The sequence below is a fragment of the Rhizobium sp. YTUHZ045 genome (genome assembly GCF_051124255.1).
In the GTDB taxonomy this organism is placed as follows: Bacteria; Pseudomonadota; Alphaproteobacteria; order Rhizobiales; family Rhizobiaceae; genus Rhizobium.
Genome location: NZ_CP101433.1, coordinates 907,468 through 921,747, shown reverse-complemented (window position 1 = coordinate 921,747; position 14,280 = coordinate 907,468). Strand labels below are relative to the sequence as shown.

Annotated in this window: 13 protein-coding genes; 9 read left to right on the top strand and 4 right to left on the bottom strand. The window is 62.5% G+C overall.

Going from position 1 to position 14,280, the window contains the following annotated elements; all coding sequences use genetic code 11:
• Positions 1-95: 95 nt before the first annotated feature.
• Positions 96-1,724, top strand: a complete 1,629-nt coding sequence (groL, locus tag NMA58_RS26565) for a chaperonin GroEL (RefSeq protein WP_434713851.1) — start codon at positions 96-98, stop codon at positions 1,722-1,724.
• 57 nt (positions 1,725-1,781) lie between these two features.
• The gene (locus NMA58_RS26560) at positions 1,782-2,054 is read left to right on the top strand and encodes a hypothetical protein (RefSeq protein WP_434713850.1); all 273 of its coding nucleotides are present in this window, start codon (positions 1,782-1,784) and stop codon (positions 2,052-2,054) included.
• Positions 2,055-2,176: 122 nt separating this feature from the next.
• Here NMA58_RS26560 and NMA58_RS26555 read toward each other — a convergent pair whose 3' ends face one another.
• Both NMA58_RS26555 and NMA58_RS26550 read right to left on the bottom strand, forming a co-directional pair.
• Positions 2,177-3,307: an HPP family protein gene (locus tag NMA58_RS26555; protein ID WP_434713849.1), complete on the bottom strand. Its 1,131-nt coding sequence runs from the start codon at positions 3,305-3,307 to the stop codon at positions 2,177-2,179.
• 55 nt (positions 3,308-3,362) lie between these two features.
• Positions 3,363-4,268 carry a LysR substrate-binding domain-containing protein gene (locus tag NMA58_RS26550; protein WP_434713848.1) on the bottom strand — a complete coding sequence of 302 codons (906 nt, stop codon included), beginning with the start codon at positions 4,266-4,268 and terminating at the stop codon, positions 3,363-3,365.
• 309 nt (positions 4,269-4,577) lie between these two features.
• Here NMA58_RS26550 and NMA58_RS26545 point away from each other — a divergent pair, with 309 nt between their 5' ends.
• Complete coding sequence (locus tag NMA58_RS26545) at positions 4,578-4,889, top strand: hypothetical protein (RefSeq protein ID WP_434714411.1); 312 nt, start codon at positions 4,578-4,580, stop codon at positions 4,887-4,889.
• A gap of 168 nt (positions 4,890-5,057) precedes the next feature.
• Here NMA58_RS26545 and NMA58_RS26540 read toward each other — a convergent pair whose 3' ends face one another.
• Positions 5,058-5,960 (bottom strand): GNAT family N-acetyltransferase, encoded by a 903-nt coding sequence (locus tag NMA58_RS26540; protein ID WP_434713847.1) that lies wholly within the window; start codon positions 5,958-5,960, stop codon positions 5,058-5,060.
• A gap of 251 nt (positions 5,961-6,211) precedes the next feature.
• Here NMA58_RS26540 and argE point away from each other — a divergent pair, with 251 nt between their 5' ends.
• The 6 genes from argE (at position 6,212) to NMA58_RS26510 (ending at position 12,841) form a co-directional block, all read left to right on the top strand.
• Positions 6,212-7,336 (top strand): acetylornithine deacetylase, encoded by a 1,125-nt coding sequence (argE, locus tag NMA58_RS26535; RefSeq protein WP_434713846.1) that lies wholly within the window; start codon positions 6,212-6,214, stop codon positions 7,334-7,336.
• 23 nt (positions 7,337-7,359) lie between these two features.
• Positions 7,360-8,283 carry a 2-hydroxyacid dehydrogenase gene (locus tag NMA58_RS26530; RefSeq protein WP_434713845.1) on the top strand — a complete coding sequence of 308 codons (924 nt, stop codon included), beginning with the start codon at positions 7,360-7,362 and terminating at the stop codon, positions 8,281-8,283.
• A gap of 37 nt (positions 8,284-8,320) precedes the next feature.
• Positions 8,321-8,674: a cupin domain-containing protein gene (locus tag NMA58_RS26525; protein WP_221127150.1), complete on the top strand. Its 354-nt coding sequence runs from the start codon at positions 8,321-8,323 to the stop codon at positions 8,672-8,674.
• Between the two features lie 124 nt (positions 8,675-8,798).
• On the top strand, positions 8,799-10,262 hold the full coding sequence (locus NMA58_RS26520) for an aldehyde dehydrogenase family protein (RefSeq protein WP_434713844.1): 1,464 nt from the start codon (positions 8,799-8,801) through the stop codon (positions 10,260-10,262).
• Between the two features lie 9 nt (positions 10,263-10,271).
• Positions 10,272-11,315, top strand: coding sequence for a tartrate dehydrogenase (locus NMA58_RS26515; protein WP_434713843.1), 1,044 nt, complete (start codon positions 10,272-10,274; stop codon positions 11,313-11,315).
• Positions 11,316-11,383: 68 nt separating this feature from the next.
• Entirely contained in the window at positions 11,384-12,841 is a 1,458-nt protein-coding gene (locus tag NMA58_RS26510) for an NAD-dependent succinate-semialdehyde dehydrogenase (RefSeq protein WP_434714409.1), read from the top strand.
• Between the two features lie 153 nt (positions 12,842-12,994).
• Here NMA58_RS26510 and NMA58_RS26505 read toward each other — a convergent pair whose 3' ends face one another.
• Positions 12,995-14,269: an NAD(P)/FAD-dependent oxidoreductase gene (locus NMA58_RS26505; protein WP_434713842.1), complete on the bottom strand. Its 1,275-nt coding sequence runs from the start codon at positions 14,267-14,269 to the stop codon at positions 12,995-12,997.
• Between the last annotated feature and the right edge of the window lie 11 nt (positions 14,270-14,280).

Here is a 14,280-nt window from a genome sequence, read left to right as displayed (position 1 = left end):
CTCGCGCTTTAGATCTTAATTTCTACGCATGTCGTCATCGCAAAACCGCTGTACACTTGGCGACATGCGCATGCTGCCGATGAAGGAGTGAGGACATGGCTGCTAAAGAAGTCAAATTCAGCGTCGAAGCCCGCGAAAAAATGTTGCGCGGTGTCGACATCCTGGCCAACGCCGTGAAGGTCACGCTTGGCCCGAAAGGCCGCAACGTCGTGATCGACAAGTCCTTCGGTGCGCCGCGCATCACCAAGGACGGCGTCTCGGTCGCCAAGGAAGTCGAGCTCGAAGACAAGTTCGAGAACATGGGCGCCCAGATGGTCCGCGAAGTCGCTTCGAAGACCAGCGACATCGCCGGCGACGGCACCACGACTGCGACGGTGCTCGCCCAGGCGATCGTCAAGGAGGGCGCCAAGGCCGTGACGTCGGGCATGAACCCGATGGACCTGAAGCGCGGCATCGATCTCGCCGTCAGCGCGATCGTCGAAGAACTGAAGGCCAACGCCCGCAAGATATCCAACAATGCCGAAATTGCCCAGGTCGGCACGATCTCCGCCAATGGTGATGCCGAAATCGGCCGCTTCCTGGCGGAGGCCGTGCAAAAGGTCGGCAATGACGGCGTCATCACCGTTGAAGAAGCCAAGACCGCCGAGACCGAACTCGAAGTCGTCGAAGGCATGCAGTTCGACCGGGGTTATCTCAGCCCCTACTTCGTCACCAATGCCGACAAGATGCGGGTCGAGTTCGAGGACCCCTATATCCTCATTCATGAGAAGAAGCTGTCGAACCTGCAGTCGATGCTGCCGATCCTCGAAGCTGTCGTTCAGTCGGGCAAGCCGCTCCTCATCATCGCTGAAGACGTCGAAGGCGAAGCGCTTGCAACGCTCGTCGTCAACAAGCTGCGCGGCGGCCTGAAGATCGCTGCCGTCAAGGCGCCTGGCTTCGGCGACCGCCGCAAGGCCATGCTGGAAGACATCGCCATTCTGACCGCGGGCACCGTCATCTCTGAAGATCTCGGCATCAAGCTCGAGAATGTGACGCTCAACATGCTCGGTCGGGCAAAAAAGATCACGGTCGAGAAGGAAAACACGACGATCATCGACGGCGTCGGTTCGAAGGGGGAAATTTCAGGCCGCATTGCCCAGCTCAAGGCCCAGATCGAAGAAACCACCTCCGACTATGACCGCGAGAAACTGCAGGAACGCCTCGCCAAGCTGGCCGGCGGTGTTGCCGTCATCCGCGTCGGCGGCTCGACAGAGGTCGAGGTGAAGGAGAAGAAGGATCGCGTCGACGACGCGCTGCATGCAACAAGGGCAGCGGTCGAGGAGGGCATTCTGCCGGGCGGCGGCGTGGCGCTTCTGCGCGCGGTCAAGGCGCTCGGCAATATCAAGACTGCCAATGACGACCAGCGCGTCGGTGTCGACATCGTCCGCCGTGCGCTCGAGGCCCCGGCTCGACAGATCGCCGAAAACGCCGGCGCCGAAGGCTCTATCATCGTCGGCAAGCTGCGCGAGAAGAGCGACTTCTCCTATGGCTGGAATGCTCAGACCGGCGAATTCGGCGATCTCTACGCGCAGGGCGTCATCGATCCGGCCAAGGTGGTTCGCACCGCGCTGCAGGATGCATCCTCCATCGCCGGCCTGCTGGTGACGACGGAAGCGATGATCGCCGAGAAGCCGAAGAAGGATGCTCCTCCGGCAATGCCGCCCGGCGCCGGTATGGACTTTTAAGTCAGGGTCTCAGGCTCGCCCGGACACGCCGGGCGGGCCTTTTCCGAGAGAATGAAGATGGTTCAAACGATCCTAAGCCGATCGGAGGTGCCGTTGGACTCCCGCGATCTCGAAACCTGCCAACGCGTCTTCGACAAGCTCAGCGCCGATCACGCAGTGGCAAGAGACAGCGACGAAGCCGAACGAATGGCGAGCATCATCATCGAGCTCTACCGACAGGGCGTGCGCGATGCCAATCATCTGCAGTCGATGGTTCAGGCGGCCCGCGGCCTGTTTGAGACAAACGGACGCCCGACTACGCCGGTGACTGCGCCGGCACGCAATCGATGACGAGCGCGTCCCGCATCCGCTTGACGTCATAGCCGAGATCATATCGGAAGGGCTGACGCCGAAGGCATGTCGCCTTCGGCCGCCGTAATGGGCCGGCAGCAATCCGAGCCGCTCCGCACGTTTCACGCCACAGCCGCGATTGTGTCGCCGTCGTTCGGCAGCAGCCGCGCCACGGCGCTCAAAAGGTCGGTCTGCGATATCAGGCCGAGTATCCGGTGGTCGTTGTCGACGACGATGACGGCATGGGTGCGCCCGTCCGTCAGAACCGGCAGCAGCGACAGGGCGAGATCCGAAGCTCTTGCCACCGCCGGCTTGGAGATCGCGTGGGCAATCGTATCGCCGCCCCCAAACAATTCGCGCAAGCCGACAGTGCCGATCAGACGGCCTTCTCGATCTTTCACCGGCAGGGTGCGGATATTATGCTTCAAAAGAAGATGTCGCGCGGCGTCCGGGTCGGACGTTTCGCCGATGGCGATCACGTCCCGCGACATGATATCGGCGCAGCTGATCTTGTCGTTCGATCGGATAGCCGCCTGCAGCTCGACCTGCTGCAGCAGTCTCCCGAGGTCCGCACGATCGATATCGAATGTTTCGTCGAGCGCTTCGAGAGCGGCATCGACATCCTCCTCGCGAAAGCCCACCCGCGCGGGAGATGGCGGATCGATCGTCTGGTGGGTGTTCTCCGCCGGCTTCGGCACGACATGCGGATAGTTCCGCCTTGAAAGCTTGTGGAACAGCAGCCCGAGCCCGACGAGAATGCAGGAGTTCAGAGCGACCGGCACGAAGGGAAAGAGGAATCCCCACCCGGCAACGACGGGGCCGCCGAGCACGGCGGTCAGTGCCGCAGCCCCTCCCGGCGGATGCAGGCATCGCGTGAACGACATTGCGCCGATGGCCAGCGAAACGCCGACGCCCGTCGCGATGATCGGATCACGAATGAAATACGCAGCAATAATCCCCATCAGGGCGGAAATTGTATTGCCGCCGATGATCGCCCATGGCTGCGCCAACGGGCTTGCCGGCACTGCGAAAAGCAGCACCGCCGACGCGCCCATCGGTGCGACGATCAGCGGAAGATGCGGCCCCTGACCGAACAGATAACCGCTGATGACGCCAGTGAGACCGATGCCTAGCAAGGCCCCGAAACAGGCGATCAATCGTTCTCTTAGCGTCGCGCCGGCCAGAATGGGCGAAAACAATCGAAAGCGGCGAAAACGGCTCGGCCCTACCTTCGGTGAAACGGGAAATTGCATGCGAAGACCAATTGGGAGTGAGGATTATCTGGAGGTGGAGGACGAGACGCCGGAGCTAGTTTGCCGCCAGCCTGACATCTCTGCCTTTGGTTGCGCCAAGCACTTCATGAAAGGCACTGAAGGCGCTAGGGCAATCGTCCTTGCGGTAAACCAGCAGGGTCTCGACCGGCCCGAGCTGATGGGTTTGAACGGCAGTCGGCCAGTGCATGAGATCTAGAACGGACCTTGGCATCACACCCGCGGTATTTCCGGTCGCAACACTCGCCAGGATCGCATGATAGGAACCGTGCTCGATCGTCGGCAGGTCGCTCGATTTGCGCGCCCAATCTTCGGCAATCCGGCGATAGGTGCAGCCGGGTTCCAAAGCCGCGAGCGACCCGACACGCAGGTCGGCCGCGGATTTGATGGCGGGATGCCCGGATGGCAGCACGATCAACAGATCTTCGATGAAGACCGTCTCCATCTCCAGCGCCTCGAGTTCGGCATCGAAATCCAGATCCTCCTCCCGCATCGCCTTCGGTGGGCGGGCAATAAGCGCGCAATCCAGCGCATCGGCCAGAACATCGCGGGCGAGATCGCGAGACGCGCCCATCGTCAGATGCAGCGACACGTCAGGCCACATCTGGTTGAATTGCGTCAACGCCGCCGGCAGCCGGCTTGCCGCCGTGCTCTCCATCGTGCCAACCCGCAATGTTCCCGATGGAGCAAGAGGCCGCACGGCCTGGCGCGCTTCGAGCGCCAGCGCCATCAGCCGATTCGCATAGGCGAGAAAGGTTTCGCCCTCCCGCGTCAGCGTCATCTTCTTCCCGTCACGGCTGAATAGGCAAGCGCCAAGGTCCTCCTCCAATTGCTGGATGCGCGTCGTCACATTCGACGGCACCCGCCCGACGGCCTTTGCAGCCTTCGTAACGCTGCGATCGCTGGCAACGGCGAGGAATATCTCGATTGACGAAAGGTCCAATAAAAATCTCTTTTCCGGAATTAAAGCGAGTCATCGTTCTCTATATAAAAATCATCACCCGAGCTCAAGCGGGTTTAGACACAGGCGCAAAAACCGGAATCGGGGCAGCGTGAGGGCTCCCGGGCGCGACCTTCTCATAAAGTCCGCGCCATCGGCAGGCCGGACAGCCAAGTGATTGCCGAAAAAAAGATCGAGACGCCACCGAAATAGCCACGCAAAGTCCGGGATCGGCCCCGCTACCGAGCGTTTTTCGGCTGGCATGGAGATTGCGTCTCTATGCTGATCTGTAGAACGACCGGCGCCGACCATATGCTGCACCTTGTTTTGACCTGCCTTCTTCTAAGCGTCGCTTCAGGCCTGAGCATGCGGCGTTTTCTTCTGCCGTATTTTCCCGGCGGCGACCTCGCTGAGAAATCCGCTCCCGTCACGGTCGTCGCAAGCGCGGTCTTTCTGGCGGCAGTCGCCTTTACCATCTCCGACCAAAATCTCTGGGCCAAATCCGTCGTGCTGATGCTCTGCCTTTTGCTGGCGGCAATGTTCGACGACGCCCGCCCCAGTCTGACCATCGCGCTTTCTGCCATTAGCCTGGCGGCCTACCTCGGGCTGCGCTCGATCGGCTGAGCATATGCTTGGCATCCTGTCCTGCCGATCGATGACACGGTGTTCTGCCTCGAGACCGTATACCGGCGGGAAACGGCGCAAGGCCTGTGGCAATATCGTTCCTTCCGACCCGAAACCGAACGTATCGAGGCTTCGGCCATGCCCATATATCCCGGCGGTTAATTTCCGTCAGCCGAGCGCCTGGCTGACCAGCGCATAGGTTTTCGGCCGATGTCCCACATGACCTCCCGGAATTGGAAGCCAAGGGTGGCCCAGCGACATGGTTGTCACGAAGTCAAAGACAGCAAGGCCACAGCGGGAGAGAAAATCGGCGAATATCCCGGCTTTCTCGCGCGTATCGAGGCGCAGGAATGACCCCGCATGCTCGAGCGCATGCGGATGGACGACAGCAATCGCGTCTGCGTCACTGACCGCCACCACCGGCCCAACGACATGGCCGCGCCCGAATCTTCGGCAAAGCGAGAAGGCCTCGACCCGGCCGGCGCGAACCAATACGACGCCCTTGGAATGTGCCATGAGCCGTGTCAGAAGCAGCGTGCGGTCCGTGCCGAAGGCAACGCGATCCAGTTCCGCGATCGTCTCCAGATCTTCAGCTTCTACGGGCCGTATCGCGGCACCGGCCGGCAGTTCCACATTCTGCGGCGCTGTCGCTTCGCCCTGGCATTGAAACACGGGCGCCTCACCGACAAAATCCAAGGCCAGATAAAGCCGTCGCGCCGCCCGCGTCGCGTTCAGCCCAAGATTTCTTCCCGCAACCTGGTCGAGCGCATGGCCCATCAGCCACTGCCCGGCGCCATTGGCCTGCAGGCGCGGCGAGGTGATCACCATACCGATCGTGGCGAACCGGCCATCATAGGGAAACCACATCGCAGAGCCCAGGATGCGGCCGATTTCATCGATGGCCGCAATGCCCTGGCCGAATTCGCGCAGGAATTGCCAGTCTTCACGGCGGTGTGGCCAGGCGACGGACATCGAAAGCGCATGCAGTTTGTCGAGATCGACGCTGTCGATCCCGGTTATGCGCGTCTCGAAACTATCGACCAACCTGGATTCGGATGTCAGTGCACTCACTCCCGCCCTCCTGCGGTGTTGTCCGGCCACCCATAGGGAAAGCTGCGCCCGGAAGTTCCTTCGTCGAGATTAGAACGGATCGCGCGATACAATTCACTGGCGAAGCCCGTGCAAACACAACAATCGTCCAAATCCGATGCAGTTTCGGCAAATAAAGCCTGGCCGGGTCCCTACAGTCATTGACCAGACCCCGACCGCCGGCTGCGCCGTTGGCCGGTACAATTTCTATATCCCGCGATGCGAGGACGCTCATGCAGGCAGTTGAAATCCTCGAAAGGTTGGTCGGCTTTCCCTCGGTCGTCGGCACGCCGAACGGCGAGATCGTCGGGTGGATCAGGCATTACCTGCAAAGCCACGGTATTGTCGCCACGGAGATTGCCGGTCCCGAGGGCGACCGGTCGAACCTCTTCGTAACGATCGGCCCAAGGGAGACGCCGGGCTACATCCTCTCCGGCCATATGGACGTCGTTCCGGCCGTGGAAGGCGGGTGGAGCAGCGATCCGTTCCGTCTCCGCGCCGAAGCGGACCGCCTCTACGGTCGCGGAACCACCGACATGAAGGGCTTTCTCGCCGTCGTGCTTGCCGCCGTCCCCGCACTCGCGGCGGCGCGCCTCCGCCGGCCCATCCACCTCGCTTTTTCCTACGATGAGGAGGCAGGCTGCCGCGGCGTTCCGCACATGATCGCGCGCCTGCCTGAGCTCTGTGCACATCCGCTCGGCGCGATTATTGGCGAACCAAGCGGTATGCGGGCGATCCGCGCACACAAGGGCAAGGCCGCCGCTCGGCTGACTGTCAGGGGCCGCTCCGGCCACTCCTCCCGCCCGGACCAGGGACTAAATGCCATTCACGCCATGACCGAGGTCTTGGCTTGCGCCAGCGCCGAAGCCGAGCGGCTGACGCAGGGTCCGTTCGATCTTGTGTTCGAACCGCCCTATTCCTCGCTTCAGGTCGGCACATTGAAGGGCGGCCAGGCGGTCAACATCATTCCCGATAGCTGCGAAGCCGAGTTCGAGGCCAGGGGTATTTCTGGAATCGACCCGGCCACGCTGCTGGCGCCGCTGCGAGCGATGGCCGAGGCGCTGCCGCAACGCGGCTTTCAGTCGGAATGGCACCAACTCAGCGCCTATCCGGCGCTGTCGCTTGCAGCCGATGCGCCGCTTGCTCACTTGCTTGGCGAACTCACAGGCATCGAGCCGCTCGCCGCCGTCAGCTACGGCACCGAGGCCGGCCTTTTCCAGCGCGCCGGCATGGATGCGATCATCTGCGGCCCGGGCGATATCGCCCGTGCTCACCGACCGGACGAATTCATCCTAGCGAGCGAGCTCCTGGCCTGCCAGGGCATGATCGAGGCACTCGCCCGACGTTGCACCGCCTGACGTCAGATCAAGGAGCCGTTGCGATGACCTTTCTCTTCAATTCCGATGCGAAGCGCGGCGCGATATTCGCCGACGCCTTCGCGCGCGAGCTGCCCGACATGGCCTTCGCCATGGATCCGGCTTCGGTCGAACCGGAGGCTGTGCGCTACCTGATCACCTGGACCGTGCCGGATGATCTCGCCCGTTACCGCAACCTCGAAATCCTGTTTTCGATCGGCGCCGGCATCGACCAGTTCCGCATCGACGCCGTGCCTGCTCGGGTCAAAGTGGTGCGCATGGTCGAGGACGGCATCGTCAGAATGATGCAGGAATATGTGACGCTCGCCGTCCTCGCGCTCCATCGCGATCTGCCGGCCTATCTCGATCAGCAGCGCCGCGGGATCTGGCAACCGATCGCACCCGTTCAGGCGGCGGAACGCCGCATCGGCGTGCTCGGGCTCGGCATGCTTGGAAGCGCGGTGCTTGAGAGTTTGCGCCCCTTCAGCTTTCCGCTGTCCGGCTGGAGCCGCACTCCCCGCGAGATCGACAGCGTTCGATGCTTCAGTGGCGGCGAGGGACTCGAGACCCTGCTTGCTACCACCGACATTCTCGTCTGCATGCTGCCGCTGACCGAGGAGACGCGCGGCTTGCTGGATGCCGAGCTTTTCGCCAGGCTTCCGATCGGGGCCGCACTCGTTCATGTCGGTCGCGGCGCCCAGCTCGATCACCAGGCGCTTGTCGCAGCCCTTGACGCCGGACATCTCTCCGGCGCCGTCGTCGATGTTACCGATCCGGAGCCGCTGCCATCCGGCCACGCCTTCTGGAGCCATCCCAAGATTTTACTGACGCCGCATATTGCCAGCGTCACCCAAGCCGAAACCGCTGCGGCCGCCGTGATCGGCAACATCAAACGGCACCGGGCGGGCCTCGACCCGATCGGGCTGATCGATCGCAGCCGCGGCTACTGATCATCTCACCAACCATCCACACCTCGAAAGGAAAGCCATGTCCCTGCTTAAGACAATCGACACCAACCCGTCCCATGCGCCGCGTGAGTCCGGTCCCCTACCGGAGCGTCTGATCGCGGGCAACCCCACCTTCAAGACCTGGGCGCAGGATGTTGCTCGCGCAGACACCGTTCATACCGGCGTATGGGAGGCAACGCCCGGAGAGACCCGTTCGATCAAGGGCGAGACCTTCGAGTTCTGCCATATCCTTTCCGGCCTGGTCGAACTCACGCCGGAAGGCGGAGAACCGGTGGTTTATAGGGCCGGCGACAGTTTTGTCATGAAGCCGGGTTTCGTCGGCGTCTGGAAGACGCTCGAGACGGTGCGCAAGATCTACGTGACCGTGACGTGACGCCGTAGAATTGACTGATGGCGGCGGCGAAAACGCAATTTTTCGCCGCCCCGGCACCGCCGGTCGATGCATGCTGCTCGCTTTCCCCAGCTAGGCTTACCTCAGCTCATGCCGAGGATATGCAATGACACTCAGCTTCGATCCGAACTCGATTTCCCTGCCCATGGGGCATTTCATCGGCGGCCGGCTGGTTCCGGCCGAAGCCGTCATCGATATGCACCGGCCGTCCGACGGCAAGGCCTATGCCGGCTGTCCGCTTGCCGACGCAGCCCTTGTCGACCAAGCCGTGGAGACGGCAAGGGGGGCGTTAGATAGAAGCAATTGGGGTGGTGTGCGGCCGCGCGAGCGCACCAAGGCGCTGCAGCGCTGGGCAGATCTGATCGAAGCCGAGGCGGAGACTCTCGCCAAGCTTGAAGCGCTTTCCTCGACCCGCCCCGTCGGCCATCTCGTCGCCGGCGATATCGCCGTCACCGCCGAGCAGATCCGCTTCTTTGCCGAATTCGCCGACAAGGAAGGCGGCGATCTCGTCCCGACCGACGACACGAATTTCGGCATGATCGTGACGGAACCATATGGCGTCGTCGGCGCCATCACACCCTGGAATTTCCCCTTGTCAATGGCGGGCTGGAAGCTTGGCCCGGCGCTGGCTGCGGGCAATGCGGTGGTGTTGAAGCCATCGGAGATGACACCGTTTTCGACGCTCTTTCTTGCCGAGCTTTCGGTACGCGCAGGCCTGCCCGCCGGCCTCGTCAACGTCGTGCTGGGTGACGGCCCGATCACCGGCACCGCCATCACCGGGCATCCGGGAATTTCCAAGGTCAGCTTCACCGGTTCGACCGCGGCCGGCGCGGCGATCATGGCCAATATTGCCAGGACGGGCGTGAAGCCGATGACGCTGGAGCTCGGCGGCAAGAGCCCGCAGCTGGTCTTTGCGGATGCCGATCTCGATCTTGCGGCAGGCGCCATCGCCGCCAGCATCTTGTCCAATGCCGGCCAGGCCTGCATATGCGGATCTCGTCTCATCGTCGAGGCGAAGGTGGCGGACGCGCTCGCAGCGGCACTGCTTTCCAGACTGGCGGCAATTCGACCAGGGCCGACTTGGGAGGAAACGACCGATTATTCGCCCGTTATCTCCGAACGCCAGATCGCCCGTATGGAGGGCATCATCCGCGCCGCCATCGCCGGCGGCGCCGAATGCCTCACCGGCGGCCGCCGGCTCGATCGTGAGGGATATTTCTACGCGCCGACGCTGATTTCGGGAGTGACGGCAACATCGCCCGCGGTTCTCGAGGAAATCTTTGGACCTGTCCTGACAATCCAGACCTTCGAGGATGAAGAGGAGGCGCTGCGGCTGGCCGACCACCCATCCTATGGGCTGGCGGCGGGCCTCTTTACCCGTGATCTCTCGCGGGCGATCCGCCTCACCCGGCGCCTGCAGGCCGGCACCGTCTGGGTCAACCGTTACGGCCGGTCGCGCGACCATATCCTGCCGACCGGCGGTTACAAGCAGTCCGGCATCGGCAAGGACCTCGGCCGCGAAGCCTATCATGCCAACCGCAAGAGCAAGAGCGTGCTCATCAGCCTTTAAGGAGCTCAGATGAAGACTTACAGGATTGCCCTTCTGCCGGGAGACGGCATCGGCCGCGACGTGACCGATGCTGCCTGGGCCGTGCTCGAAAAGGCAGCCGGAGCGAGCGGTGCTTCTCTTGAAGCGACCCGCTACCCCTGGTCATGCGATTACTATCTCGAAAACGGCACCATGATGCCGGCCGACGGGATCGAGACCCTGAGGTCCTTCGACGCCATCCTGCTCGGCGCTGTCGGCTGGCCCAGCAAGGTGCCGGATTCCGTGTCGCTGCATGGGCTGCTGCTGCCCATCCGCAAGGCTTTTGTACAATATGCCAACATCCGCCCGCACAAGCTGCTGCCCGGCGTGCAGGGACCGCTGCGGTCGCAAGACTTCGATATCCTGTGCATCCGTGAAAACACCGAGGGCGAATATTCCGGCGCCGGCGGCCGCGTCCATCACGGCACCGACAGCGAGGTGGCGGTGGAAACCTCGATCTTCACCCGAAAGGGGGTCGAACGCATCCTGCGTTTCGGCTTCGAGCAGGCGCGTGTGCGGCGCGGCAAACTCGCGTCGGTGACCAAGTCCAACGCGCAGAAATATTCGATGGTCTTCTGGGACGAGATCACCCACAGGCTCTCGGCGGAATATCCGGATGTCGAAGTCACGAGCTACCATATCGACGCCATGGCCGCCCGCATGGTCATGGCGCCTGATAGTCTCGATGTCGTGGTCGCGTCCAATCTGTTCGGCGACATTCTGACCGACCTTGGCGCCGCCATCCAGGGCGGGCTCGGCTTTGCGGCATCCGCCAACATCAATCCTGATCGCCAGGCGCCGTCCATGTTCGAACCCGTCCACGGCTCCGCACCCGACATCGCTCATCTTGGAATCGCCAATCCGATCGCAGCCATCTGGTCGGGCGCCATGATGCTGGAGCATCTCGGGGAAGCGGCCGCCGCCGGCAGGGTAATGGCCGCCATCGAGGTGACGACGGCGCGCGGCATCGGCGCCGTTCCCGGCAAGGACAAGACGGAGGCGATCACCGCATCGGTGCTTTCGGCACTCGGCTAGAGCACGTCGCAAAAACACGCTGCGGCTTTGCGCCCGGATTTGTGGAGGTATTTATGAAAGAGGATAAGATGAACGGATTGAGGGATGCAAGCCTGCTGCGTCAGCAGGGGCTCATCGACGGAGAATGGTGCGGGGGCGCAGCCGGGCGCACGATCGAGGTGATCGATCCGGCGACGCAGCATGTGCTGGGCAGCGTGCCCGACATGGACGGAGCCGACACACGAGCCGCTATCGTGGCGGCGGAAAAAGCGTTTGGTCCATGGCGGGCAAAGACCCATGCCGAGCGCGCCGCCCTGCTCGAGGCCTGGCACGACCTTATGCTCGACAATATCGAGGACCTGGCGCTGATCCTGACCAGGGAACAAGGAAAGCCGCTGACGGAGGCGCGAGGCGAAATCCGCTACGGCGCCTCATTCATCAAATGGTTTTCCGAGGAAGCGCGCCGCATTGGCGGAACGACCATCCCCTCGCCTATCGCGGACCGGCGGATCGTTGTTCTCAAGGAGCCCGTCGGCGTATCGGCGATCATCACGCCGTGGAATTTTCCCAATGCGATGATCACCCGCAAGGTGGGGCCTGCGCTTGCGGCCGGTTGCACGGTGGTCATCAAGCCATCGGAGCTGACCCCCTTCTCGGCACTGGCGCTCGCCGTACTGGCGGAGCGCGCCGGCATCCCCAAGGGGGTCATCAACATCGTTACCGGCATGCCGGCCGCAATCGGCGACGAACTGATGACGAACGAGACCGTCCGCAAGATCTCTTTCACCGGCTCGACCCGCGTCGGTTCGCTGTTGATGCGGGGTGCCGCTGACAGCATCAAGCGGCTCAGTCTCGAACTCGGCGGCAACGCGCCTTTCATCGTGTTCGACGATGCCGATCTCGACCTCGCCGTAGAGGGCGCCATCGCATCCAAATTCCGAAATGGCGGTCAGACCTGCGTCTGCGCCAATCGTCTTCTCGTCCAGTCCGGCGTCTACGATGCCTTTGCCGCCAAACTCGGCGCGCGCGTGTCTGCTATGAAGGTCGGGGCAGGCACGGAGGCCGGAACGGATATCGGGCCAATGATCAACAAGGCAGCGATCGAGAAGATCAAGCGTCACGTGGACGATGCGGTGGAAAAGGGAGCCAAGATCCTCGCCACCGCCGGCTCTATGCCGGGCGGCGATCAATATGCGGCGCCGATGGTGCTTGGCGGCGCGACGACCGACATGCAGCTTGCCAGCGAAGAGACATTCGGACCGGTTGCCCCGCTGTTTCGGTTCGACACCGAGGAAGAGGCGATCCGCATTGCAAATTCCACCCCCTACGGCCTTGCCGCCTATTTCTACACCGAGAGCCTGAAACGATCCTGGCGGGTCGGCGAAGCGCTCGAGTTCGGCATGATCGGGCTGAACACGGGCGCCATCTCCACCGAAGTCGCTCCGTTCGGCGGCGTCAAGCAATCCGGCCTCGGGCGCGAGGGCGCACAATGCGGTATTGAGGAATATCTGGAAATGAAGAGCCTTCACATCGGCGGTCTCTCCTGACCGGCAGCAAAACAAAGGGCGCCGGGAGTTCATTCCGGCGCCCTTCCTAAACCCTATCGCAAGCCAGGGATCTTGGATCCTGCCTGTCACCCACTGCTGCGAGATTTTGCGACACAGGCGCGAGAATGACTAGCCGCGCTCGCCACACCGCGCTTACATGAAGCGATCAAGTGTCTTGTAGTAGAGCCCGACGACCGGCAGGAACCACGGCTTGCCGAAATGGCCGGGAACGGCAGGCCAATCGAGCCCCTTTACCGGATTGCGGTCCGCCTTGCCCATGATGGCGTCGGCGATGATCATGCCGAGGTGGGTGGAGAGCTGGGCGCCGTGGCCGGAATAACCCATCGCGTACCACACGCCATCGACGTAACCGGCGCGCGGATAGCGGTCCTTCGTCATGTCGACGAGCCCGCCCCAGCAATAATCGATCTCGACGCCGGCAAGTTGCGGGAAGATTTCAGCCAGGCCGGCGCGCAGGATATCGCCACTCTTTGCATCCGACCGCTGATCAGACGTGGCGGAAAAGCGTGCGCGGCCGCCGAAGATCAGCCGCTTGTCCGGCGATAGCCGGAAATAGTTGCCGATGTTCATCGAGGTGACGCAGGTCCGGTTTCCCGGCATCGTCGCTGCGATTTCGGCGTCGCTCAACGGACGGGTAGCGAGCAAGAAGCTGCCGACGGAAATGATCCGGCGGCGGAAATAGCCGAAGAGCGACGGCGTGTAGGCGCCTGTAGCGACCAACACGTGGTCGGCCGTGACGGTGCCCCGCCCCGTCTCAAGGCTGTGGCGCCCATTGCCCTGCTTGTGTTCGGTCACGGCAGCCTTTTCGAAGATGACGGCGCCGTGGCGGACGGCCGCGGCGGCAAGTCCGGCGACATAGCGGCCCATATGCATCATCGCGCTCTTTTTCGAGAGCATGGCGCCATGGAAGGGCGAGCCAACCTCACTCTTCAAGTCATTCGCCGAAAGAAGCGCCGTCTCCGGATCGACCTCTCTATGCACAGCCTCGAAGTTGCGGGCAATGGCATCGAAATGCTGAGGCTTAGAGGCAAGCTTGAGCTTTCCCGCGCGACGGAAATTGCAATCGATGCCCTCCTCGGCGACGATCCTCTCAATGGTGTCGATGGATTCATCGAACGCCCGATAAAGCGCAATAGCCCTCTCCGTTCCGAGCGCTGACTTCGCGGACAGGAAGCTGTGAGCCAGTCCGTTGTTGAGGTGGCCGCCATTGCGCCCCGATGCCCCCCAGCCCACCCGTTCGCCCTCCAGTACGACGACCTTGACGCCGGCTTTAGCAAGCTGGCGCGCCGCTGCAAGCCCGGTAAAGCCCGCGCCGATCACGGCGACATCATAATGTCCTTCGACAGGACCTTGAGCCGCATCGGCAAAAGCACGCGCTGTGTCGTGCCAGTAGGACTGGAACTGCATCCTCTTATCTC